We start from the raw sequence: 21,886 nt of genomic DNA, 5'->3' as shown, positions 1-21,886 counted from the left end.
TTGACCGCCGCTTGACGCTATGCCTGCCTGCGGTCGCTACGCAGGCAGTTGCAACATCATGTCCCACTGGTCGATGCCGGGCCCGAAGCCATCCGGCGTCACCTTCACGGGCTCGAAGCCGAAGCGTGCATAAAACTGCTGCGTATGCTGGCTGGTATTCATGGTGACCCTGGCCACCTGCGGCATGGCGCGGATAGCGTCCAGGCGCGCCTGCGTCAGCGCGCGGCCCAGTCCCTGTCCCTGCACGTCCTGCGCCACCATACCCCAGCACAGGCTGGCGACGGTGCCGCCCGCCTCAAGCGCATGGCCGCCGCAGGCGACGATGTTCCCGTCGCGTTCGATGACCAGATACGGCTGCGTCGATTCTTCCAGCCAGGCGACAAAGCCGGCGCGCTCGGACGGGTCGAAAAAGCGCGGCGTGTTGCCGTCGAAGAGGGCCAGGCAGGCGTCGCGGTCGCCGGCCGCGTAAGGACGTACTGTTTGCATTTTCTGTACTCAAAAGAACATGAATGCCGATTATAGGCGATGCGCATTCATGCCAGTTGTTCCGGGCTGACGACATGCACGCCCGGCGCGGCGGCCAGCGCCGCCTCCAGCAGGGCTTGCGCGATGCGCGGCGCCGGATTGATGCGCCAGCGCGCCGGCAGCACGGGCCCCAGCACGCGCAGCAGGCGCAAGGCGGCGCCCTCGCCCGCGCGCGCCACGTCGCGCTCGCCGCCGATCAGGCCCGGCCGCACGTGCGTGAGCGAGGCAAAACCCAGCTGCTCCAGGTCGCGTTCCAGCTGGCCCTTGACGCGGTTGTAGAAGATGCGCGAAGCGGCGTTGGCGCCGGCGGCAGAATTGAGCGCATACGTGCGCGTGCCGGCCGCCAGCGCCAGGCGCGCCACGGCCAGCGGATAGTCATGGTCCACGCGCGAAAACACTTGCCGCGTGCCCGCCACCTTCATGGTCGTGCCCAGGGTGCAGATGACGGCGTCCGCCTGCCACCAGGGCGCATCGGGCGGCAGGCGGTCGAAATCGACGAGGGGCGCGTCCAGCTTCGGGTGCGGCGGCAATGCCTTGCGCACGGGGGCGGCGACCTGGCTGACGCGCGCATCCATCAGCGCCAGGCGCAGCACTTCGCGGCCCACCAGGCCGGTAGCGCCCACGAGCAGTAATTTCATGGCTGTCCAGTTAAAGTTGCTGTCAGCCACTACGATACACGGAACTCAGGACAGGTGCAGCGCCAGCGCGGCCAACTGGCGCGGAAGGTGGCGGCCACGGCATCGCGGGCACCATGCGCCGCAGCCTGCGTATCTCAACAATATTTCCGCAATGCTGGAATGATTGAATGAATGCGAAGCTGCGGCGCATTTCCCTACTTGAGCGCGATGGCGAGATCGGCCAGTCCCACGGCGCCATTGCCGATGATGGAGGCGGCCGGCGTGGCCGCGCCGCCGCTCAGCACCGCCGCGCCCGTCGCCCGGTCGATGCGGTACAGCGAGCTGGGGCCGCCGGCTGACGTGCGCAAGGCCGCCAGCGCCAGCCCGTTCGCGCCTCCCGCAATATCGAAGCCCGCGTCGCCCGCCACCGCCACGCCCAGCAGCCCGACGTTGACCAGAGTGCCGTCATTGGGCGGATTTTGCAGGGCGAGCGAAGCGCTGGCCGTGTCGATATCGAACAGCATGGTCGCCGCCGTGCCCGCAAAGCTGTTGGTATAGGCCGCCGCCGTGACGACGGGTGAGGCGCCCGCCCGGTTGATGGCGCCATCGGTGGTGGTGGCGCCCGTGTCGACATTGATGCGCAGGCTTTGCCCCGTGTTGCCGATCACGCGCAGGCGGTCGGCGACGGGGTTGAAATCCACGCCGAACGCCGTGCCGGCAATCGCCGTGTACGGCGCGGTGACGTCCGCCGCGTCGGCCGCCAAGGTCGCCTTGACGCTGACAGCGCCCGTGACCGGGTCGATGCTGACGAGGCGCGCCGCCGAGGAAATGCCGTACAGCAAGCCATCCTTGGGACGGATGTCAAAGCCCAGCAGGCGCTCGCCCGCCGCCAAGCCCGTGACGGCCACGTTGGCATCGAGCATGTTTGGCGTGGCCGGCTTGAAGGTAACGATGCGGCCATCATCCGTCAGGCCGTAGGCGACGGGCGCGGCCGGCGGCGTCAGGGCGATGCCGAGCAATTCTTCCGTCACGCCGATGGCCGCCACCAGGGTCGCCGGCGCCGTGGCTGCGGCCAGGTTCAGGGTGTACAGCTTGCGCGCGCCGGCCACCGTCATGACGGCGTAGCCCGTATTCGTGCGCGCATCGATGTCGAAGCCGGCCACGCTGGTCGCCGCCACGCCCAGCGGCACGGCACTGGCCAGGGTGCCGTCGTTGGGCGGATTTTGCGTGTACAGGGTGGCGTTGGCCGCGTCGATGACAAATAAAGTGGTGCTGGCCGTGCCGGCGAAGCTGTTGGTATAAGCGGCGGCCGTGATGGCGGTGCTGGCCGCGCCGCCGTTGATGCTGCCATCCGTCGTGGTGGCGCCCGTGTCGGCATTGATGCGCAGGCTTTGCCCCGTGTTGCTGACGATGCGCAAGCGGTCGGCGACAGGGTTGAAATCGACGCCGAATTGCGTGCCGGCCAGCGCCGTGTAGGGCGCCGTCGCGTCGCCCGCATCGGCCGCCAGGCTCGCTTTCAGGGTGGCCGCGCCCGTCACGCCATTCAGCACGTAGATGCGGCCCGTGCTGCCGACGCCATACAGCTGGCCATCGGCCGGCCGGAAATCGATGCCCAGCAGGCTTTCGCCGGCCTGCAGGCCCGTCACGCTGGCCGTGGTGCGGATGGTGGCTGGGGTGGCGCGGTCGAACGACAGCAGCTTGTTGCTGGCGGTGAGCACGAAGACGTCGCCGGCCACCACCACGGGCGGCGGTGGCGCGACGACGACATCATCATGGTCATCGCCGCCGCAAGCGGCGAGCGATATGGCGACGGCGGAAACAAGCAGCAGCTTGGCGAATGGCAAGGTTGGCATGGTCGTGGCCCCTGTAAGAATGAGTGGAAGTGCCGCTGATGCCGCGATCGCGGCGAGCGCACCCCTGTACTACGCGCCGTGCCCGCGTTTGGATGCAGTAGCACAAAAAAAGTGTTCCCGCCGCCGTTTGTGATTGTCTTTAAGCAACTTAATCGGTGTATAGTCGCAGGCACGATGGAAACAGGGATCAGGAAAAGTGGCGCGCATCTATCAGACCAACAACATGGGCGAAGCCGACGTGCGGGTGGCCATCGTGCAGCGCGGCAGGCTGGACCCGGCCACATCGGCTCAAGGGATTGCCTGTCGCAAGGCGGCGCCTGACATCAAGCGGAGGAGCGCGTCATGGATTTGATTTTGCTGGAACCCGGCAACCCGGAACTCGTGTTCGGCAAGGCGCCGGACGGTGGCAACGCCGGCATCGACGCCATCTGGCGCGACGCCGCTGCGCTGCAGGGCATGGGCCCATGCATCGAGCTGGTCTCGCTGCACCAGGGCATGAAGCAGCAAGTGACGACGGACGTCAGCAATTCGGCGCGCACGTCCGGGCGGCCCGTGATCACGGAATTTACCTGTGTGAAATATGTCGACCAGACGTCCGTCAAGCTGTATGAACTGTGCCTGCGCGCCGAGCCATTGGGCAGGGGTGCGGCACAGCCAACCAAGCTGTACATCGCCCGTCATTCGGGCAGCAAGACGGCCAACGTCATCACCATTGCCCTGCGCGACGCCCTGATCAGCGAAATTCAGCTGCAAACCCATCCCGACGACATGCCCACCGAACAGTTCAAGCTGAGCTTTACGGAAATCCTCTGGAGCCACAGCGTGCAGCAGGCGGACGGCCAGCCCGCGCCCCAGCACACGACGGGCTGGAGCCTGGCGCGCAACCGGCCGATCAGCGCCTTTACGGGCTGAGCCCACAAGCCCCCTACTCCTGCAGCCCTCCCCCCAGCGCCTTGTACAGGGCCACGGACGACTTGAACTGGTCGCGCCGCACGTCGAGCAGGGTTTGCTGGGCCGCGTAAGACTGGCGCTGCGCGTCGAGCAATTCCAGGCGGCTGTCCTGGCCCGCATCGTAGCGCAGCTGCGACAGCCGCTGGCGCTGCCGCGCCGCCGTCACCACGCGCTCTTGCGCGGCGATCTGCTGCGCATACGTGGCGCTGCCGGCCAGACCGTCGCGCACCTCGCGGAAGGCCGCCTGGATCGCCTGCTCGTACTGCAGCACGGCCACATCCTTGCGCAGGCGCGACAGTTGCAGTTCCGCGCGCAGCTGGCCGCCCTGGAACAGGGGCTGCGTCACTTGCGGCGCGAACGACCAGCTGCGCGCGCTGCCGCGGAACAGGTCGCCGAGCTCCGGACTGGCCAAGCCCAGCTGCGCCGTCAACGACAGGCGCGGGAAGAAGGCGGCGCGGGCGGCGCCGATTTCCGCATTCGCCGCCACCAGCGCGTATTCCGCTTGCAGGATGTCGGGACGACGCGCCAGCAAGTCCGACGGCAAGCCTGGCGGCAGCTGCGTCAGCACGGGCTGGCCATCGAGCGCGCGGCCAGCAGGCAGGTCGGCGGGCAGCGGCGCGCCCAGCAGCAGTTCCAGGTTGTTGCGCGCCAAGGCACCGGCCCGTTCGCGGGCCTGCACGTCCGCTTCCGCCGTGGCCGCCTGCCCTTGCGCTTGCGCCACGTCCAGGCCGCTGCCCTGTTGCGCGCCGTGCAGGCGCTGCGTCAGCAGCAATGCCTGGCGCCAGTCGGCCAGGGTTTGCCGCGCCAGCGCCAGCTGTTCCTCGGCCAGCCGCAGTTCCAGATATGCGTCGGCCACGCCGCCGATCAGGGCCATGTGCGCGGCGCGCTGGCCCTGCTGCGTGGCCAGGTAGCGGGCAAACGCCGCGTCCGACAAGGAACGCAGGCGGCCGAACAGGTCGATCTCGAACGCGCTCATGGCGATGCCTGCCGTGAACGTGTTTTGAACCTTGGCATCGGCGCCGCGCTGGCGCCCGCCGCCCGCGTTCGCGCCGATGGCCGGGTAGCGGCCCGCATCCTGGATCTGGTACTGGGCCCGCACGGCTTCCACGTTGAGGGACGCCACGCGCAAGTCGCGGTTGTTTTCCAGGGCAATACCGACCAGGCGCTGCAGGCGCGCATCGAGCAGCATCTGGCGCCAGCCCAGGTCGGCCGCAGTGTCGGCCGTGCCTGGCGCAACGGCCTCCGCATAGGCAGCAGGGATAGGCGGCGCCGGCTTGACCAGCGGCGGCGTCAGGGAGCAGGCCGACAAGGCCAGCGCGGCCAGCGGCGTGATAAATATCCAACGCATTACAACTCTCCTTCCACCGCTTTAACCGCAGTATGATGATTGCGTTTCTTGAAATAGCTGCCTGCCTTGTCGACGGCGCCCAGCACCACGACAAAGAACACGGGCACGAAAAACACGGCCAGCACGGTGGCGGTGATCATGCCGCCGAATACGCCCGTGCCGATCGCATGCTGCGTTTCGGCGCTGGCGCCCGTGGCCAGCATCAGCGGCACCACGCCCAGCGCGAAGGCCAAGGACGTCATCAGGATCGGACGCAAACGCAAGCGGGCCGCTTCCACCGTCGCCTCGACCAGCCCCTTGCCCTGCGCCTGCAGCTGGCGCGCATATTCGACGATCAGAATCGCATTCTTCGCCGACAGGCCGATGATCGTGATCATGCCCACCTTGAAGAACACGTCGTTCGGCATGCCGCGCAACATCACGGCCAGCACGGCGCCCAGCAGGCCCAGCGGCACCACCAGCATCACGGAGACGGGAATCGACCAGCTTTCATACAGGGCCGCCAGCACGAGGAAGACCACCAGCATCGACAGCGCCATCAGCATGGGCGCCTGCGACGCCGATTCCTTCTCTTGCAGCGACTGCCCCGTCCACGCCAGCGCGAAGCCCGGCGGCAGCTGTTTCACGAGCCGCTCCATTTCCAGCATGGCGTCGCCGCTCGATACGCCGGGCGCCGCGCTGCCCGAAATGCGCGCCGCCGGATAACCCTGGTAACGCACCAGTTGCAGCGGCGACTCGCTCCACACGGGGCGCACCAGCTCGCCCAGGGCCACCATGCCGCCCGCGTTATTGCGGATGCGCAGGGCCAGCACGTCGTTCAACTGCATGCGCGACGGCGCATCGGCCTGGATGATCACCTGCTGCATGCGGCCGGCATTCGGGAAATCGTTGACATAGGTCGAGCCCATGGCTGCCGTCAGCATGTCGGCAATGGCCGTAAATGACACGCCCAATGCCTCGGCCTTGGTGCGGTCGATATCGAGGCGCACGCTGGCGCCCGGCGGCAAGCCGTCCGGATACACGCCCGCCACCTTGCTGCTTTGCGCGGCCAGGCCCAGCAGCTGGTTCTGCGCCGCCTGCAAGGCAGCGACACCCTGGCTGGCGCGGTCTTGCAGGCGCAGGGAAAAGCCGGACGAGTTGCCCAGTTCATCGATGGCGGGCGGCATCAGGCTCATGATCACGCCCTCCTTCGCCTGCGCCATGGCCGCCTGCGCCAGCGCCACTTCTTCCTGCGCCGTGGCGCCGTTGCGCTCCTTCCAGTCCTTCAGCATGGTGAACGCCAGGCCCGCATTCGGCCCCGCGCCGGAAAAGCTGAAGCCGAGGATCGACTGATTCACTTCGATGCCGGGCCGCGTGGCCACATGCTGCTCGTACAGTTTGACGACATCGAGCGTGCGCTCCATGGTGGCGTCGGACGGCAGCTGGATCGAGGTGATGAAGTAGCCCTGGTCTTCTTCCGGCAGGAAGGCCGACGGCAGCTGCAGGAAGGCCACGCCCAGCGCCGCGACGATGGCGCCGTACACCAGCATCGAACGGCCCGCGCGTTTCAGCATCGCCACCACGCCCTTCTCGTAGCGCGCCGTCATGCGGTCGAACTGGCGGTCGAACCACAGGAAAAAACCCTTCTTGTCGTGATCGTGCGGGCCAATCGGTTTCAACATGGTGGCGCACAGGGCCGGCGTCAGGGTGAGTGCCAAGAACGCCGAGAACAGGATCGACACGGCCATGGCCAGGGTGAACTGGCGGTAGATCGCGCCCACGGAACCGCTGGCCAGCGCCATCGGGATGAACACGGCCGTCAGCACCAGCGTGATGCCGACGACGGCACCGGTGATTTCGCGCATGGCTTTCGACGTCGCCTCCTTCGGCGACAAGCCTTCGGTGGCCATCAGGCGCTCGACGGCCTCCACCACGACGATGGCATCGTCGACGATGATGCCGATGGCCAGCACCATGCCGAACATGGTCAGCACGTTGACGGAATAGCCGGCCAGCAGCATCACCGTAAAGGTGCCCATCAAGGCGATCGGCGCGACGATGGCGGGAATCAGCGTATAGCGTATCTTTTGCAGGAACAGATACATGACGAGGAACACCAGCACCATCGCCTCCAACAGCGTGACGATGACCTTTTCGATCGAGATCTTCACGAACGGCGCCGTGTCGAACGGTACCGAGTACTTGATCCCGGCCGGCATGGTGTGCGCCAGTTCGGCCATGCGCGCGCGCACGGCGGCCGCCGTCTGCACGGCGTTGGCGCCGGGCGAGAGCATGATGGCGGCGCCGGAAGCCGCTTGCCCGTTTTCGCGGATGCTGAAATTGAAGCTTTGCGCGCCCAGCGACACTTTCGCCACGTCGCCGATGGTCACTTTCGAGCCGTCGGCATTCGCGCGCAGCACGATGGCGGCAAATTCGGCCGGCGTTTGCAGCTGGCCCTGCACCGTCAGCGGAATGGTGACGCGCTGGCCGTGTACGGCGGGCGAGTCGCCCAGGCGGCCCGGGGCGATCTGCGCATTTTGCTGCGCGATGGCGGCCGTCAGCTCGCCCATGGCGATGTTGTACGACACCAGCTTGGCCGGATCGACCCAGATGCGCATGGCCCGCTCGGAGCCGAACAGCTGCACCTTGCCCACGCCGGGAATGCGGCGCAGTTCTTCCGTCACGTTGCGCGCCAGGTAGTCGCCCAGCGCCACTTCGTCGTGCTGGCCTTGCTCGGAAATCAGGCTGACGATCATCAAGAAGCCGGACGACGCCGACTCCACCGTCAAGCCGTTTTGCCGCACGGCTTGCGGCAGGCGCGGCTCGATGGCTTTCAGGCGGTTCTGCACGTCCACCTGCGCCATTTCCGGATTCGTGCCGGGCTGGAAGGTGACGGTGATCGAGGCCGAACCCGACGTATCGGTGGACGACTCGAAATACAGCAGGTGCTTGACGCCCGACAGTTCGCGTTCGATCAGGCCCACCACGGAATCGTTCATGGTTTGCGGCGTGGCGCCTGGGTAGTTGGCGCTGATGCTGACGCTGGGCGGCGCCACCGAAGGGAAGCGCGCAATCGGCAATTGCGGTATGGCGATCAGTCCGAACAGGACGATGAAGACCGCCACCACCCACGCAAAAACGGGGCGGTTGATGAAAAATTGAGGCATGTGCTTAGGCTTTCATTGTATTCAAAGTGTGCATCAACGGGCCTTGGCGGCAGCCGCCGCTGCCACGACAGCTGGCTTCCACGCTTGCGGCGCGGCCGTGGCGCCCGGCTGCAGGCGTTCCTGGCCTTCGATGACGACGGTGTCGCCGGCCTTCAAGCCGCCGTTGACCACGTACTGGTGCTCGACCACGTCGCCCACGCTAATGGGTTTAAGACTTACTTTGTTCGTGCCATCGAGCACCCAGGCCTGGGCCTGGCCATCGCTGGCGCGCAGGACGGCTTGCTGCGGCACGAGCACGCCATTCGCCTGCACGGCGCGGGCGATGCGGGCGCGCACGAACATGCCCGGCAGCAGCTGGCGCTGCGGATTGTCGACCAGCACGCGGATGACGGCGTCGCCCGTGCCCGCATCGACGCTGATGCCGGAGAACAGGATGCGGCCCGTGACGGGATGCGGCTGGCCGTCCGCACCTAAAATGGTGACGGGCAGCTTGTCCGCGCCGCCGCTGCTGTCCGAACCTGCGGCGCGCAGCGCGGCCAGCGCGGCGGCCGGCTGGCGCACGTCGACGTAGACCTTGTCGATCTGCTGGATGCGCGCCATCGGCGCCGCATCGGCCAGGCCCACGAGCGCGCCTTCCGTCACCAGTTCGGAGCCGATGCGCCCGGCAATGGGCGCCTCGATGCTGGCAAAGGCCAGGTCCAGGCGGCGCCGGGCCAGACTGGCGCGCGCCTGCGCCACGGTGGCCACGGCTTGCTCGCGCTGGGCCACGGCGTCGTCATACGCCTGGCGGCTGATGGCGTCCGCCTCCACCAGCGGTTTCAACCTGTCGGCCTGGCTGCTGGCGCGCTTCGCCGTGGCCACCGCATGCTGCAGGGCGGCGGCGGCCGAATCGACGTCCGCCTGGAATGGCGCTGGATTGAGCTGGAACAGCTTCTGCCCCGCCTGCACGTCGGCGCCCTGCTCGAACTGGCGGCGCAGCACGATGCCGCCTACTTGCGGGCGGATGTCGGCCGTGCGGAAGGCCGCCACCCTGCCCGGCAATTCATCGCTGAGGACGACGGGGGCCGCTTGCAGCTTGAGCACCGTGACGGCGGCGGCCGGCGCGGCGCCCTCTTCCGGCGCGGGTTTGGAACAGGCGGCAAGGCTGAGCAGTGCTGCGGCGATCAACATGTTTTTCCTTGGGAGGTACTTGACTGGCATAACTTTTCTCTATGGCGGATCCCAACCGGCGGTCCGGTCGACAGATATACGCAGGATAAAAGCCTTGCGTGGATGTTCCGTCAAAGAAATGTGGAGATTCGATGGAGAGCGCGAAGAATGCTAGACTATTTGCATGAACTATCATCACAGCGCCAGCCAGCCCTCCTTCCTTGCCACCACGCCCCCTTCCGCCCTCGTCCTGATCGCCGAAGATGAACCGCAAATCGCCCGCATCCTCGCCGGTTACCTGGAGCGCGACGGCTACCGCACGGCCTTCGCGCACGATGGCCAGGAGGCGCTGCAGCAGCACCTGGCGCTGGCGCCTGACCTGCTGCTGCTCGACGTGCAAATGCCCCGTGTCGATGGCTGGGGCGTGCTGACGGAAGTGCGGCGGCGCGGCGAGACGCCCGTCATCATGCTGACGGCGCGCGACCAGGATGCGGACAAGCTGGCCGCCCTGCGCGTGGGCGCCGACGACTACATCATCAAGCCCTTCAATCCGGCCGAAGTGGTGGCGCGCGTGGCTGCCGTGCTGCGCCGCTCGCGCGTGCGCCACCATCCGGTGGGCGGCCAGCGCCTGCGCTGCGGCCCCATCGAGATCGACCAGGAAACGTATATGGCCAGCGTGCTGCGCGACGGCGCGCCCGTGCCTTTGAGCCTGACCCTGACGGAGTTCCGCCTGCTGGCCCACCTGGCGCGCACGCCGCGGCGCGTCTGCAGCCGGATGGAATTGCTGGAGTCGTGCATGCCCGAGAGCAATTCGCTGGAACGCACGGTGGACAGCCACGTCAGCAAGCTGCGCAAGAAGCTGGAAGAAGCGGGCGTGATGAACATGCCGGCCAGCCTGCGCGGCGTGGGCTACCGCCTGGAAAGCGACGCCTGATGCGCTTCACGGGCCTGAACCGGCAAATCGTGCTGTCGATGTCGGTGCTGATGGTGTGCAGCATCCTGATCATCTGGATCGGTTCCTGGATTTTCTTCGCCGTCGCCTTCAAGATCGATCCCGGCATGTTGTCCGAGCCGGACGACTGGTCGCCCAGCACCGTCGAGTGGCTGTGGATCTTCGCCATCACCATCTTCGGCCTGGGCCTGGCCGCCTTTTTCGCCATCAAGCTGGCCGCGCGCATCTTGAAACCGATCAATTCCGTGATGGACAGCGTGCGCCGCGTGGCGCATGGCGACCTGTCCGCGCGCGCCTTCGCGGGCGACCGCAGCCTGGGCGAGACAGCCATGCTGGTCGACGATTTCAACAGCATGGCCGAGCGCCTGCAGCGCGGTGCCAAGGAAAGCGAAACGTGGAATGCGGCCATCGCGCACGAACTGCGCACGCCCGTGACGATCCTGCGCGGCACCTTGCAAGGCGTCGTCGATGGCGTCTTCAAACCCGAGGAAGTGCCGTTTTCCAGCCTGCTGGCGCAAGTCGAGGACCTGGGCCGCCTGATCGAGGATTTGCGCACCCTGAGCCTGGCCGACAGCGGCCACATGCAGCTGCGCATGGCGTGGACGGACCTGACCCTGGAGATCGAGGAAGTGGGCCGCCTGCTGGCGCAGGAGATGGAAGCGGCCGGCTTTACCCTGCAATTGCACCTGTCCGACCACCCCGTCTGCTGCGACGCGGCGCGCATCCGGCAAATCGTGCTGGCGCTGCTCGACAATGCGCGCCGCTATGCGCATCCGGGCCTGCTGCGCGTGCGCACCCGCGTGCAGGCCGGCCAGTACTACCTGAGCGTCGAGGATGCGGGCCCCGGCATTGCGGAGGAACTGGCGCCGCACGTGTTCGAAGCGTTCCGCCGCGGCGACAGCGCCAGGGTCGACCTGAACGCGGGCAGCGGCCTGGGCCTGGCCGTGGTCGAAGCCATCGCGCGCGCGCATGGCGGCAGCGCCGTCTGCACCCGCGGCAAGGCGGGCGGCAGCCTGTTCACCGTCAAGTGGCCGGTCGAGCATACGGCCCCGCCACCCGCCGGCTGACTACGCGGACGGCGCGCGCAGCATGTCGACAAAGGCGCGCAGGACGGCCGGCATCTGCCGCCGGCTCGGGTAGTACAGGAAGTAACGGGACGGCGGCGGCAGGCAGCGCTCCAGCACGCACGCCAGGCGTCCCGCCGCGATATCGGCGCGCGCATCGGCCTCGTACACATACGCCAGTCCCGCGCCATCGCGGGCAGCGCGCAGCATCAGTGCATCGTCGTCAAACACCACCGGCCCGCCGACGGCGATGCTGACGGCTTCGCCCTCCAGCTCGAACTCCCACGCATACTGGCGTCCGCTGGGAAAACGCCGGCCTATGCAGGCATGCGCCAGCAGCGCGCGCGGCGTGGCCGGCGCCCCATGCGCCGCCAGGTAGGCGGGCGACGCCACCACGACGAACGGTTGCGGCGCGCCCACGGGCACGGCGATCATGTCGGCCGCCACCTGCTCGCCAAAGCGGATGCCTGCGTCAAAACCGTCGCGCACGATATCGATCATGCCGTCATCGGTGACCAGTTCCACCTGCACGCGCGGATAGCGCGCGACAAAGCGCGCCAGCATGGGCGCCAGCAGCAGCCGCGCGGCCGGACGGGGCACGTTCAGGCGCAGCCTGCCTGCGGGTACATCCTGCAAGGCGCTCAGATCGAGCAGGGCATCATCGATTTCGCGCATGGCCGGCGCCAGGCGGGCCAGCAGCAGCTGCCCCGCCGCGGTCGGCGTGACGCTGCGCGTGGTGCGGTTCAGCAGACGCACGCCGAGGCGCTCTTCCAGCGCGCGCAGCGCATGGCTGAGGGCGGAAGCGGACACGCCACGCTCCAGCGCCGCCTTGCGGAAGCTGCGCAGGCGGGCGACGGCGGCAAAGGCCGTCAATTCATTCAGGTCAGCCATCATTCATGAGTAAGATTCAGTAATACATGCAGGATTAGGCATCTTATCGCATGCAGTTGCTTCCTCCATACTCCTTGCATCTTTTTTTGAAAAGGAATGAAAATGGAACACAGAACACTGGGAAACTCCGGCTTGCGCGTCGCGCCCATCGGCCTGGGTTGCATGGGCATGAGCTTTGCCTACGGCGGCGCGGACGAGGCGGCATCGCTGCGCGTGCTGCACCGCGCCGTCGAACTGGGCGTGACCCTGATCGATACGGCGGAAGTCTACGGCCCCTACGCCAACGAGGAACTGGTGGGCCGCGCCCTGAAGCAATTGCGCGGCAAGGTCAACATCGCCACCAAGTTCGGCTTCAATATCTTGCCCCATGGCCAGGGCGTGGAGCGCATGGCGGGCGTCGACAGCCGCCCCGAGCACATCCGACAGGCGGTGGACGGCTCGCTGTCCCGGCTCGGCGTCGAGTGCATCGACCTGCTGTACCAGCACCGCATGGACCCCGCCGTGCCCGTCGAAGAGGTGGTGGGCGTGATGGCCGAGTTGGAGCAAGCGGGCAAGGTGCGCCACCTGGGGCTGTCGGAAGTGTCGGCCGCCACCGTGCGCCGCGCCCATGCCGTGCATCCGATCGCGGTGGTGCAGTCCGAATACTCGCTGTGGAGCCGCGACGTGGAAGCGGAAGTGCTGCCCGTCTGCCGTGAACTGGGCATCGGCTTCGTCCCCTACAGCCCGCTGGGCCGCGGTTTCCTGACGGGCCAGCTCACGTCCGGCGCCGCACTGGCGCCAGACGACTACCGCCACAGCCTGCCCCGCTTCCAGCCGCAGGCGATGGCCGCCAACGCGAACATGGTGGCCGAGCTGCAGCGCCTGGCGGCGGCGCGCGGCGCCACGGCGGCCCAGCTGGCCCTGGCCTGGCTGCTGGCGCAAGATACGAACATCGTGCCGATTCCCGGCGCCCGCAGCCTGGCGCACCTGGAAGAGAACGTGGCCGCCGCGCAAATTGCCTTGAGCGCAAGCGAGCTGGCCGCCATCGGCGCCGCCATCGCGCCTGCCAGCGTGCAAGGGGCGCGCCACCCGCAGCATGAGCTTGCCATGGTTGGCCTGTAGACAACAGTGCTTGAGTGCGCTAACTTGAGTACGCAATACAGCTTCTTTTGCCCTTTGCACTTGAAATGCCTGAATCCGCTATCATTTCCAATCTGAACTATTCATTATGAAAGGGATTTACATGTCCGATTTGCTCGAAACACTGCAATGGCGTTACGCCACCAAGAAGATGGACCCCAGTAAAGTGGTGCCGCAAGACAAGGTCGAGCGCATCCTGGAAGCCGTGCGCCTGACGGCCAGCTCCAGCGGGCTGCATCCTTACGAAGTCTTCGTCGTGACGAATCCGGCCCTGCGCGAGCAGATCAAGCCGCATGCATGGAACCAGTCGCAGGTGACGGATGCCTCGCATTTGCTGGTGTTTGCCGCCTGGGACAATTACACGGTCGAACGCATCAACGCGCGCTTTGACCTGGTCAATACCGTGCGCGGCTTCAAGAATGAAGGCTGGGAAGCGTACCGTCAGCAGATCCTGGCCACGTATCCGCAGCGCGATGCGGAAACCAACTACCAGCACGCGGCGCGCCAGGCGTACATCGGCGTGGGCACGGCCCTGATCGCCGCGGCGCAGGAAAAGGTCGATTCAACGCCGATGGAAGGGTTTGACCCGGCCAAGGTCGATGACATCCTGAAGCTGCGCGAAAAAGGCCTGCGCTCCGTCGTCATGCTGCCGCTGGGCTACCGCGCCGATGAAGGCGACTGGCTGGTGGACCTGAAAAAAGTGCGCCCTGCGCGCGCGCAATTCATCACCGAGCTGGCGTAAGCGCCGCGCCCGTGATTGAAAAGCGGATGCCCTCACCGGCATCCGCTTTTTTGCATTCAGGCCGCTTGCGGAAAGCGCACCGTCACTTGCAGGCCACGCCCCGCTGCCCCTTCGGCCAGCGCGATGTCGGCCTGGTGATGCTCGGCGATGTGGCGCACGATGGACAGGCCCAGGCCGCAGCCCCAGGCGTCGTTGCCATCGGGACGGAAGAAGCGGTCGAACAGGCGCGCATGGTGCTGGCGCGGCACGCCGGGGCCGTTGTCGGACACGCGCAGCAGGGGCCTGCCCTCTTCCACCGCCGCCTGCAAATCGACCCTGCCGCCCTGCTGCGTGTAGCGCAAGGCGTTGTCGATCAGGTTATTCAGCAACACTTGCAAGCCGTCGGGATCGGCCTGCACCAGCACCCTGGCCGGCGGCGGTTCCACCACGCCCAGGTCGATCGCGCGGCTGTCGGCCAGCGCGCTGTGGTCGGCCACTGCCGCTTCCAGCAACTGTCCCAGGTCCACCGTGCGCAGCTGGCTGGAAGTCAACGCCGTTTCGTGGCGCGCCAGGCTGAGCAGTTGCCGCACCAGGTGCGTGCTGCGGTCCAGTCGCTCATGCAGCCGCGCCAGCGCCACGCGGCGTTCGTCCTCGCTGGCGGCCCGCTCGGCCACCTGCAGTTGCAGTTTCAGCGCCGTCAGCGGCGAGCGCAATTCATGCGCCGCATCGGCAACAAAGGTGCGCTGCGCCGTCAGCGCCGCCTCGAACTGCCCCATCAAGCTATTCAGCGCCAGCGCCACGGGCCGCAGTTCGGGCGGCATATCGTCCGCCGCCAGCGGCGTGAGCGCATCGGGCGAACGGCCCGCCACGGATTCGGCCAGGCGGTGCAGCGGCGCCAGCGCGCGCCTCACGACGACGACGATCAGCAGTGCCAGCACCAGCGCGAACACCAGCAGAGGCGCGCCGGCGCGCATGGTCATCTGCCAGGCCAGCTGGTCGCGCACGGCCTGCGCCTGCGCCACCTGCACGTAGCGGCCGCGCCGCGTCTCGCCGTACAGGCGCCAGTCCTCGCCGTGCAGCACGACATCGGCAAAGCCGGCCAGCGCATAGCGCGGCAATGCCGGCTGGCCCTGCAGGACGGGCAATGGCTGGCCACCGTCGTCCCACGCCTGCAGCACGAACGCTTCTTCCGGTTCTTGCGCGGCGGCCAGGCCCGTCTGCGGCGCCAGTTCGTCGGGCAAGGCCACGGCCAACTGGCGCAGCTGCAAATCGGCCAGCTCATTGGTTTCTTCCAGCAGCGAGCGGAACAGCGAAATACCGGCGCCGAGCACGCACAGCAAGGTGGCGGCCAGCAAACCGAGCAGCAACTGGCGGCGGATGCTCAACATGGCGCCAGCCGCATCTTGTAGCCCACGCCGCGCACGGTCTGGATCGCATCCGCGCCCAGCTTCTTGCGCAGCTGGTACACGTACACGTCGACGGTATTGCTTTCCACTTCGCAATCCCAGCCGTACAGCTTTTCGCTCAGCTGGCGCTTCGACACCACCTTGCCCGGATGGTCGAGCAAGGCGCGCAGCACGGAAAACTCGCGCGGCGGCAGCTTGATCAGTTCCCCCTCGAACGTGACCTCATGGCTGGCCAGGTCCAGGATCAGCGCGCCATGCTCGATGACGGAGCGAGAACGGCTGACCCGGCGCCGCAGCAGCGCGCGGATGCGCGCCAGCAACTCGTCGAGGTCGAACGGCTTGACCAGATAATCGTCGGCGCCGCTGTCGAGCCCATCCACGCGGGCCGGCGTGCCGTCGCGCGCCGTGATGATCAGCACGGGCAACTCGGCGCCCCGCGCGCGCATGGCGCGCAGCACCTCCATGCCCTCCTTGCCGGGCAAGCCCAGGTCCAGCAGCATCAGGTCGTAGGCGAAACCGGCCAGCGCCAGCTCCGCATCGCGGCCGTCGCGCACCCAGTCCACGGCATAGCACTCGCCGCGCAAGCCTTCGACCAGGCTTTCCCCGATCATCGGATCGTCTTCCACCAGCAATACGCGCACCTGGGCCCCTCACAGTCTTGAAAATACCATCATCTTACTCCCGTAAGCGGCGCTCCATCGCTGCACCGGCCAGAGCGGATGCCAGCACGCACGCCAGGAGGGATCGCAAAGGAGCTGGCCCACATGGCAACACACGTCCGTGCGACCAGCGGCCGAACGCCTGCCTTGCGCGACGCCGAGCATGACCGCGGCCTGCATGACGTCACGGCCGTCGTCAGCGCCATCGAACGCCCCGTCCCCAGCGTGCTGCGCGTCACGGCACGCCTGGCGCAGCCGGGAGGCGATGCGAACTGGGCGCTGCCCAACGTGGCCTTCCGCATCCATCTCGACGGGCCGGCGTATGGCGGCGCCTCGCGCATCTACACGGTGCGCAGCTACGACGCGGCCGCGGCCGCCTTTACCTTCGATATCGTGCTGCATGTCCATGCCAGTCCGATGATGCGCTGGGGCGCCAGCCTGCGCACGGGCGATGCGTTCCGGCTGACGGGGCCGCGTCCGCAATTCACCGTTGCAGGCGGAAAAGAGAAGAAAATCGCCCTCTTCCTCGACGAGACAGGCATTCCCGCCCTGTATGCCATGTTGAAACAATGGCCCGCCAGCACGACTGGCATCGGCTGGGTGGTGACGGATGACGCGCCAGCGATGACGAGCTGCCCAGCGTGCCTGGACTCGTATTGCAGCGCCTGGGCAGCGCGTGTGTGGCGCCGGATGGTCCGCTGGCAGACCAGGCCAGGGCACTGGCCAAGCCGCAGGAATATGCCATCTGGGGCGCCGGCGAGCGCGACGAAATGCGCGCCATCCGCCAGCATTTTCGCGTCAGGGCGGGCCTGGACAAGGAGCAATTGCTGGTGGCGGGCTATTGGAAACGGGGCGTCAGCAATACCGATGTCGACCTGCGCCGCCGGCAAAGTGTCGAACAGCTGATCGCCAAGGGCGGCACCCTGGCCGACTTCGACGACCTGGCCATCGACGTGTGAGCAGCGCCAGTACCCGCGCTTTCGCTGGCGCTGCAGTCAATCTCTTACCGATCCTGGTTGCGGTCCAAGGTCACGTCCCCTTCGGTGGCCGTGGCCGAGTGCGCATCGACATATTGCATAGTCACGACGGGCCTGGCGTTGACGTAGTAGTCGCTGTCGAACTGGATAAAGGGATTGGTCTTGGTGATCACGCCGCCCTGCTGCGGCGTGAGACCGGCCTGAGGTTGCTGTGACTGGCGCTCCGACGTCATCTTCATGTTATCGCCGGCGCCATGGCTGCGCATGTCGAGCGGGATGTGCTGGTCGTAGACGAACGATTCGGCGGGGCCAGGCACGCCATTCAACACTTGCCAGGCAGAAATCTGGTAATTGCTCTGCGGCTTCTGCGGTTTCAGGAACACCAGCGCGGTCTTGCCTCGCATCTCGTCCGATTCCACGTTGTAGCTGAAGTTGATTTGTATCTTCATCGTTTGCTCCCTGCTCTGGCTCTGCCCGGACTCAAGAAAAAGCAGCGCCGGACGACGAGTCCGCGATTTCCTCTGGCGCTGGTCATCACTGCAAACGATGGGCGGCGCTCGCCTGGCACTGCCCGCAACAGGCCCTGCCTGATGCAGGGCTTGTGCGGGGTGTTACCGGACGATTACTGCGCCAGGTAGCGTTCCGAACGGGGGCCGTACAACAGGCCGTTCGGCACGCCGGCCGACAGCATGCGCGCATTCGCCGTGCCAGCCAGCGGATGGCTCGCATCGGTGCTGGTGTTGATGATCTGCTTGACCGCCGCCGTCACCAGCATGCCGACCAGGCCGCCGCCACCGCTGTTGTTGCCTTCGTTGCTGGACGCGCTGGCCGCGCCCTGCCACAGCAAGGCGCCCGTCTTCAGGTCGACCAGCTTGGCATCGACAGAGACCACCGTCACGCTGTCGATCACGGCATAGGTCGTGCCGTACTTGGAAATCGTCACATACAGCCCTGCATCGGCGCCAAAGATCTCGTTGAGCTTCTTCGCATCGACGCCGTGGATATCGGCGGCGTTCGTCAAGCCGTTCTGCTTGAAGGTTTCGCCGACCACGGCCACCGGCAGCACATAGTAGCCCGCTTCGGCCAGCGGATAGGTCACTTGCGCGTAGACGCTGTTGCCGGCATTGACTTCCGGCGAGTTGTTCAGCGGTGGCAAGACCACGATCGAGCGGGGCTTGGCCGCCTTGAAAGCGGTGTAATCGTATGCCGCCTGCTTGGTGGCGCAACCGACCATGAAGATGGCGGGGCCCAGGCACAGGGCCATTTTCAACATGCGCGACATCATAATTTCTCGCCTTTTTTCAATTTACCCAACAGGAAGTCCATGTATGGCGTCGATTCCGGGAACAGTTTTTTCTCGTCTTCGAACTGCGCGGCGACCTGCTCCGGCTTGCCCGTGATCGAGTACAGCATGCCCAGGTGGGCATGGAAACCCGGTGGCGCATGGTTGCCCTTCGCAGCGATCACTTGCAGGTCTTTTTCCATGGCGGCGATCTGCTGCTCGGGACTTTCACCCTTCAGGTATTCGTACACTTGCGGCTGGTAGCCTTCCCATTGGTACAGGGTCTTCGATTGCGTGGCGCAACCGGTCAGGGCGGCACAGGCGAGCATCGCCAGCAGGGCTGCGCCCTTGTTCATCATTGTTTTCATGGAATACCTTATTGTTTGCGCAGTGCGCCCGCTTCGACGCCAGCGACCAGGCGCTCGACCGCTTCGCGCATGGCCAGGTCCAGCACCTTGCCGTTGAGGGTGGCGTCATAGCTGGCGGTGCCGCCAAAGCCCAGCACTTCACGGTTCGACAGGCTGTATTCGCCAGCGCCGCCAGCCGAGTACACGACTTCCGAGGTGGCGATGTTGACGACGTTCAAGGTGACCTTGGCATAGGCCACTTGCGTCTTGCCGCGGCCCATGATGCCGAACAATTGCTTGTCGCCCACTTCCTTGCGGCCGAATTCGGTCACGTCGCCCGTGACGACGAAATCGGCGCCCTTGATGTTCTGGCCTTGCTTCTTGAACTCGGCTTCTTGCTTGAGTTCCGCCATGTTGTCGCGGTCGAGCACGTTGAAACGGTTGGACGTCTGCAGGTGCGCAATCAGGATCGTTTTCGACTGGCTGCCCAGGCGGTCGACGCCATCGGAAAAGATGCCGCGCATGAAATTCGAGCGGTTGTCGAATTTACCGACAGCGATCAGCGTACGTGGACCAACGTAGGGACGGGCTGCACTGGCGACCGTGGGAACAGCCAGGGCTTGCGACGATTCGGAAGCGCAGCCAGCCAACGCCGCGCCAATCAGCGCTGCAATCAACAACGCGCCGGGTTTATTCTTGTTCATAGTGCCCTTAAGATATGGAGGATCAGGAGCAACCTGCGAAATTGATTTTAGGCAAGTTAATTTCCTAATTGGAATTATATGGGATTGCATGTCTCACAATTCTCTCCAAAAGTAACGATGGCGAGGATTGCATGATTGCCAGCGCCATACATGCTTGACTTCCCAGGGCCAATTCATTAACTTGGTAGTAAAAAAGCGTGCAGTCAGCGCCCTGTGCCACTGTCCCTCACGGACTTCGCCCGCCGGCCTGCCCCACCCCGGCGCCAGCTCCACGCTTCTCACATAGACGGGTCTCCAGGCCATGCCGATACACGATCAATCCCCGCCCCATCCGCTGGCCACGGCGCTGGCGCTCTCGCTGGGCGCGGCCGTCGCTCTGGGCCTGTCGCGCTTTTCCTATGGCATGCTGCTGCCGCCCATGCGTGCCGACCTGGGCTGGTCCTACCTGCTGGCCGGGGCCATGAACACCTTCAATGCGCTCGGCTATTTTCTCGGCGCCCTGGCCACGCCAGCGCTGATGCGCCGCCTGGGCGTGTGGCGTTTGCTGATCATCGGTTCCGTGCTGGCCAGCCTCTTCATGCTGATGTCGGGCCTCGTCAGCGACACGGCCACCCTGTTCCTGCAGCGCGTGTGCGCGGGCGTGGCCAGCGCCTTCATGTTCATCGCCGGCGGCGTGCTGGCGGCGCGGCTCGGTTCCATGCACAGCCAGCGCGCCGGCTTCTACATCGGCCTGTATTACGGCGGCACGGGTTTTGGCATTGCGCTGTCGGCCCTGCTGGTGCCGGCCGCGTTGACGTCCGCCCAGGAGCACGGCGCCGCGCATGCGTGGCAATGGCCCTGGCTGGCACTGGGCATCGCCTGCCTGCTCGCCACCGCCATCATGGCCTTGCCGGCCAAAGCGATCGGCGAAGCGCCGCGCGCCCTCGACACGCCGCGGCCTTTCGCCTGGCGCGATTTTTTCCCCAGCCTGGCCGGCTATTTCATGTTCGGCGTTGGCTACATCGGCTACATGACCTTCGTCATCGCCCTGCTCAAGCAGCAAGGCATGCCGCCCACCCTGGTCACCGTGTTCTACACTTTATTGGGCCTGGCAGTGGTGGCGTCGTCGCGCATCTGGGCGCGCATGCTGGACCGCTACCGGGGCGGCGAATCGCTGGCGATATTGAATGGCGTGCTTGGCGCGGTGACCATCCTGCCCGCGCTGACGAGCTTTGTCCCCGTCGTATTCCTCTCCGGTCTGGTGTTTGGCGCCGTTTTCCTGTCGGTGGTGGCGTCGACCACGGCCCTGGTGCGGCATAACCTGCCGCAGCAATCCTGGACGGCCGGCATCAGCGCCTACACGACGGTATTCGCGCTGGGCCAGATCGTCGGCCCCATCGTCGTCGGCTGGATCGCCGACGGCCCGGCCGGCCTGGAACGGGGCTTGATCGCCTCGGCCATCGCCCTCTTCATCGGCGCCGCGCTGGCGGCGCGGCAAAAAGCGCTGGCGCCAGCCGCATAGTAGACTACAGGCATCGCCCACCTTCGCGGAAAGAACACGATGAACACCGATGCACGAAAAATCCCCGCAACGATGGATGCCGAAACCTTGGAATTCATCCAGGGCCTGTTCGCCCTGGTGCGCGAAGGCGACACGCAGCAACTGGGCGCCATGGTGGCCCACGGCGTGCCAGTCAACTTCCGCAACGAAAAAGGCGACAGCCTGATCATGCTTGCCAGCTACCATGGCCACCTGGAAACGTCGCGCCTGCTGCTCGCAGCGGGCGCCGACGCCAACGTCCCCAACGACCAGGGCCAGACGCCGCTGGCCGGCGTGGCCTACAAAGGCTACCTGGACATCGCCGAACTGCTGCTGCGGCACGGCGCCAAGGTGGAAGGCAACAGTCCCGATGGCAAGACACCGTTGATGATGGCCGCCATGTTCAACCGCCTGCCCATCCTCGACCTGCTGCTGCAGCACGGCGCCCGCATCGATGCCGTGGACAGCCGCGGCATGACCGCCGTCTCGCTGGCCAAGTCCATGCATGCGCAAGAGACGCTGGGCCGTCTGGCCAGCTTGGGGCAGACGGCATAGCTGACGCTGCCAAGAGCTTCAAAAATGGCTCTGTCCTCGGTAAATGGGGGAAATGCCGGAATCTTCTCTTGGCAGTGCTGTCTGACTCTGCATACTCACCA

Annotated in this window: 21 protein-coding genes and 1 pseudogene; 9 read left to right on the top strand and 13 right to left on the bottom strand. The window is 66.1% G+C overall.

The features are described 5' to 3' along the window. Positions 1 to 36: 36 nt before the first annotated feature. The 3 genes from AC54AF_RS00110 to AC54AF_RS00100 form a co-directional block, all read right to left on the bottom strand. Complete coding sequence (locus AC54AF_RS00110; RefSeq protein ID WP_496634386.1) at positions 37 to 486, bottom strand: GNAT family N-acetyltransferase; 450 nt, start codon at positions 484 to 486, stop codon at positions 37 to 39. Between the two features lie 47 nt (positions 487 to 533). Next, positions 534 to 1,163 carry a Rossmann-fold NAD(P)-binding domain-containing protein gene (locus tag AC54AF_RS00105; RefSeq protein ID WP_496634384.1) on the bottom strand — a complete coding sequence of 210 codons (630 nt, stop codon included), beginning with the start codon at positions 1,161 to 1,163 and terminating at the stop codon, positions 534 to 536. A gap of 194 nt (positions 1,164 to 1,357) precedes the next feature. Further along, positions 1,358 to 2,995, bottom strand: a complete 1,638-nt coding sequence (locus tag AC54AF_RS00100) for a DUF4394 domain-containing protein (protein WP_496634382.1) — start codon at positions 2,993 to 2,995, stop codon at positions 1,358 to 1,360. Between the two features lie 342 nt (positions 2,996 to 3,337). Here AC54AF_RS00100 and AC54AF_RS00095 point away from each other — a divergent pair, with 342 nt between their 5' ends. Further along, on the top strand, positions 3,338 to 3,907 hold the full coding sequence (locus AC54AF_RS00095) for an Hcp family type VI secretion system effector (protein ID WP_496634380.1): 570 nt from the start codon (positions 3,338 to 3,340) through the stop codon (positions 3,905 to 3,907). Between the two features lie 13 nt (positions 3,908 to 3,920). On the opposite strand, the gene AC54AF_RS00090 is transcribed toward AC54AF_RS00095, so the two are convergent. From AC54AF_RS00090 to AC54AF_RS00080, 3 genes are read right to left on the bottom strand one after another with little or no spacing between them, the layout of a single operon-like run. Further along, complete coding sequence (locus tag AC54AF_RS00090; protein ID WP_496634378.1) at positions 3,921 to 5,294, bottom strand: efflux transporter outer membrane subunit; 1,374 nt, start codon at positions 5,292 to 5,294, stop codon at positions 3,921 to 3,923. Further along, positions 5,294 to 8,440 carry a multidrug efflux RND transporter permease subunit gene (locus tag AC54AF_RS00085; protein WP_496634377.1) on the bottom strand — a complete coding sequence of 1,049 codons (3,147 nt, stop codon included), beginning with the start codon at positions 8,438 to 8,440 and terminating at the stop codon, positions 5,294 to 5,296. Before AC54AF_RS00085 ends, AC54AF_RS00090 begins: the two co-directional genes overlap by 1 nt. Positions 8,441 to 8,473: 33 nt before the next feature. Beyond that, entirely contained in the window at positions 8,474 to 9,610 is a 1,137-nt protein-coding gene (locus tag AC54AF_RS00080) for an efflux RND transporter periplasmic adaptor subunit (protein ID WP_496634376.1), read from the bottom strand. 163 nt (positions 9,611 to 9,773) lie between these two features. Between AC54AF_RS00080 and AC54AF_RS00075 the strand changes: the two genes are divergently transcribed. Beyond that, positions 9,774 to 10,523, top strand: a complete 750-nt coding sequence (locus AC54AF_RS00075) for a response regulator (protein WP_131688761.1) — start codon at positions 9,774 to 9,776, stop codon at positions 10,521 to 10,523. Further along, positions 10,523 to 11,608 carry an ATP-binding protein gene (locus tag AC54AF_RS00070; RefSeq protein ID WP_496634374.1) on the top strand — a complete coding sequence of 362 codons (1,086 nt, stop codon included), beginning with the start codon at positions 10,523 to 10,525 and terminating at the stop codon, positions 11,606 to 11,608. The genes AC54AF_RS00075 and AC54AF_RS00070 overlap by 1 nt, the downstream gene beginning before the upstream one ends. On the opposite strand, the gene AC54AF_RS00065 is transcribed toward AC54AF_RS00070, so the two are convergent. Then, complete coding sequence (locus tag AC54AF_RS00065) at positions 11,609 to 12,499, bottom strand: LysR family transcriptional regulator (protein ID WP_496634372.1); 891 nt, start codon at positions 12,497 to 12,499, stop codon at positions 11,609 to 11,611. It lies immediately after the preceding gene. 99 nt (positions 12,500 to 12,598) lie between these two features. Here AC54AF_RS00065 and AC54AF_RS00060 point away from each other — a divergent pair, with 99 nt between their 5' ends. Both AC54AF_RS00060 and AC54AF_RS00055 read left to right on the top strand, forming a co-directional pair. Continuing rightward, positions 12,599 to 13,597: an aldo/keto reductase gene (locus tag AC54AF_RS00060; protein ID WP_496634370.1), complete on the top strand. Its 999-nt coding sequence runs from the start codon at positions 12,599 to 12,601 to the stop codon at positions 13,595 to 13,597. A 121-nt stretch (positions 13,598 to 13,718) separates the two neighbouring features. Next, on the top strand, positions 13,719 to 14,357 hold the full coding sequence (locus AC54AF_RS00055; protein ID WP_496634368.1) for an NAD(P)H-dependent oxidoreductase: 639 nt from the start codon (positions 13,719 to 13,721) through the stop codon (positions 14,355 to 14,357). 56 nt (positions 14,358 to 14,413) lie between these two features. Here AC54AF_RS00055 and AC54AF_RS00050 read toward each other — a convergent pair whose 3' ends face one another. Together AC54AF_RS00050 and AC54AF_RS00045 are read right to left on the bottom strand one after the other, a co-directional pair. Further along, a complete protein-coding gene (locus AC54AF_RS00050) occupies positions 14,414 to 15,724 on the bottom strand; it encodes an ATP-binding protein (RefSeq protein ID WP_496634366.1) in 1,311 nt (436 codons plus the stop codon). Then, a complete protein-coding gene (locus AC54AF_RS00045) occupies positions 15,718 to 16,383 on the bottom strand; it encodes a response regulator transcription factor (RefSeq protein ID WP_496634364.1) in 666 nt (221 codons plus the stop codon). Before AC54AF_RS00045 ends, AC54AF_RS00050 begins: the two co-directional genes overlap by 7 nt. A 78-nt stretch (positions 16,384 to 16,461) precedes the next feature. On the opposite strand from AC54AF_RS00045, the pseudogene AC54AF_RS00040 reads away from it, so the two are divergent. Further along, positions 16,462 to 16,869 (top strand): annotated as a pseudogene (locus tag AC54AF_RS00040) (siderophore-interacting protein); the annotation flags it as partial. A 173-nt stretch (positions 16,870 to 17,042) separates the two neighbouring features. Next, positions 17,043 to 17,360, top strand: a complete 318-nt coding sequence (locus tag AC54AF_RS00035; RefSeq protein ID WP_496634362.1) for an SIP domain-containing protein — start codon at positions 17,043 to 17,045, stop codon at positions 17,358 to 17,360. A 44-nt stretch (positions 17,361 to 17,404) separates the two neighbouring features. Here AC54AF_RS00035 and AC54AF_RS00030 read toward each other — a convergent pair whose 3' ends face one another. The 4 genes from AC54AF_RS00030 to AC54AF_RS00015 form a co-directional block, all read right to left on the bottom strand. Next, on the bottom strand, positions 17,405 to 17,827 hold the full coding sequence (locus AC54AF_RS00030) for a hypothetical protein (RefSeq protein WP_496634360.1): 423 nt from the start codon (positions 17,825 to 17,827) through the stop codon (positions 17,405 to 17,407). Between the two features lie 173 nt (positions 17,828 to 18,000). Further along, positions 18,001 to 18,663 (bottom strand): DUF799 domain-containing protein, encoded by a 663-nt coding sequence (locus AC54AF_RS00025; protein WP_034788080.1) that lies wholly within the window; start codon positions 18,661 to 18,663, stop codon positions 18,001 to 18,003. Beyond that, positions 18,660 to 19,028: a DUF4810 domain-containing protein gene (locus AC54AF_RS00020; RefSeq protein ID WP_496634358.1), complete on the bottom strand. Its 369-nt coding sequence runs from the start codon at positions 19,026 to 19,028 to the stop codon at positions 18,660 to 18,662. Before AC54AF_RS00020 ends, AC54AF_RS00025 begins: the two co-directional genes overlap by 4 nt. An 8-nt stretch (positions 19,029 to 19,036) precedes the next feature. Further along, positions 19,037 to 19,711: a CsgG/HfaB family protein gene (locus AC54AF_RS00015; protein WP_071077629.1), complete on the bottom strand. Its 675-nt coding sequence runs from the start codon at positions 19,709 to 19,711 to the stop codon at positions 19,037 to 19,039. A gap of 301 nt (positions 19,712 to 20,012) precedes the next feature. Here AC54AF_RS00015 and AC54AF_RS00010 point away from each other — a divergent pair, with 301 nt between their 5' ends. After that, positions 20,013 to 21,212, top strand: a complete 1,200-nt coding sequence (locus AC54AF_RS00010; RefSeq protein ID WP_496634356.1) for a YbfB/YjiJ family MFS transporter — start codon at positions 20,013 to 20,015, stop codon at positions 21,210 to 21,212. Positions 21,213 to 21,251: 39 nt separating this feature from the next. Then, positions 21,252 to 21,785, top strand: a complete 534-nt coding sequence (locus AC54AF_RS00005; RefSeq protein WP_496634355.1) for an ankyrin repeat domain-containing protein — start codon at positions 21,252 to 21,254, stop codon at positions 21,783 to 21,785. Positions 21,786 to 21,886 lie beyond the last annotated feature (101 nt).

Source organism: Janthinobacterium sp. JF4 (assembly GCF_059617925.1).
Note: the sequence above shows the minus strand (reverse complement) of the source record. Positions and strands in the feature narration are given on the sequence as shown.

Excerpts from the sequence above, each read along its gene's own strand:
- AC54AF_RS00050 (WP_496634366.1), bottom strand. The coding sequence starts at position 15,724 with ATGTTGAGCATCCGCCGCCAGTTGCTGCTCGGTTTGCTGGCCGCCACC.
- AC54AF_RS00055 (WP_496634368.1), top strand. The coding sequence starts at position 13,719 with ATGTCCGATTTGCTCGAAACACTGCAATGGCGTTACGCCACCAAGAAG.
- AC54AF_RS00060 (WP_496634370.1), top strand. The coding sequence starts at position 12,599 with ATGGAACACAGAACACTGGGAAACTCCGGCTTGCGCGTCGCGCCCATC.
- AC54AF_RS00100 (WP_496634382.1), bottom strand. The coding sequence starts at position 2,995 with ATGCCAACCTTGCCATTCGCCAAGCTGCTGCTTGTTTCCGCCGTCGCC.
- AC54AF_RS00095 (WP_496634380.1), top strand. The coding sequence starts at position 3,338 with ATGGATTTGATTTTGCTGGAACCCGGCAACCCGGAACTCGTGTTCGGC.
- AC54AF_RS00090 (WP_496634378.1), bottom strand. The coding sequence starts at position 5,294 with ATGCGTTGGATATTTATCACGCCGCTGGCCGCGCTGGCCTTGTCGGCC.
- AC54AF_RS00030 (WP_496634360.1), bottom strand. The coding sequence starts at position 17,827 with ATGAAGATACAAATCAACTTCAGCTACAACGTGGAATCGGACGAGATG.
- AC54AF_RS00070 (WP_496634374.1), top strand. The coding sequence starts at position 10,523 with ATGCGCTTCACGGGCCTGAACCGGCAAATCGTGCTGTCGATGTCGGTG.
- AC54AF_RS00020 (WP_496634358.1), bottom strand. The coding sequence starts at position 19,028 with ATGAAAACAATGATGAACAAGGGCGCAGCCCTGCTGGCGATGCTCGCC.
- AC54AF_RS00015 (WP_071077629.1), bottom strand. The coding sequence starts at position 19,711 with ATGAACAAGAATAAACCCGGCGCGTTGTTGATTGCAGCGCTGATTGGC.
- AC54AF_RS00110 (WP_496634386.1), bottom strand. The coding sequence starts at position 486 with ATGCAAACAGTACGTCCTTACGCGGCCGGCGACCGCGACGCCTGCCTG.
- AC54AF_RS00010 (WP_496634356.1), top strand. The coding sequence starts at position 20,013 with ATGCCGATACACGATCAATCCCCGCCCCATCCGCTGGCCACGGCGCTG.
- AC54AF_RS00065 (WP_496634372.1), bottom strand. The coding sequence starts at position 12,499 with ATGATGGCTGACCTGAATGAATTGACGGCCTTTGCCGCCGTCGCCCGC.
- AC54AF_RS00080 (WP_496634376.1), bottom strand. The coding sequence starts at position 9,610 with ATGTTGATCGCCGCAGCACTGCTCAGCCTTGCCGCCTGTTCCAAACCC.
- AC54AF_RS00075 (WP_131688761.1), top strand. The coding sequence starts at position 9,774 with ATGAACTATCATCACAGCGCCAGCCAGCCCTCCTTCCTTGCCACCACG.
- AC54AF_RS00005 (WP_496634355.1), top strand. The coding sequence starts at position 21,252 with ATGAACACCGATGCACGAAAAATCCCCGCAACGATGGATGCCGAAACC.
- AC54AF_RS00085 (WP_496634377.1), bottom strand. The coding sequence starts at position 8,440 with ATGCCTCAATTTTTCATCAACCGCCCCGTTTTTGCGTGGGTGGTGGCG.
- AC54AF_RS00025 (WP_034788080.1), bottom strand. The coding sequence starts at position 18,663 with ATGATGTCGCGCATGTTGAAAATGGCCCTGTGCCTGGGCCCCGCCATC.
- AC54AF_RS00105 (WP_496634384.1), bottom strand. The coding sequence starts at position 1,163 with ATGAAATTACTGCTCGTGGGCGCTACCGGCCTGGTGGGCCGCGAAGTG.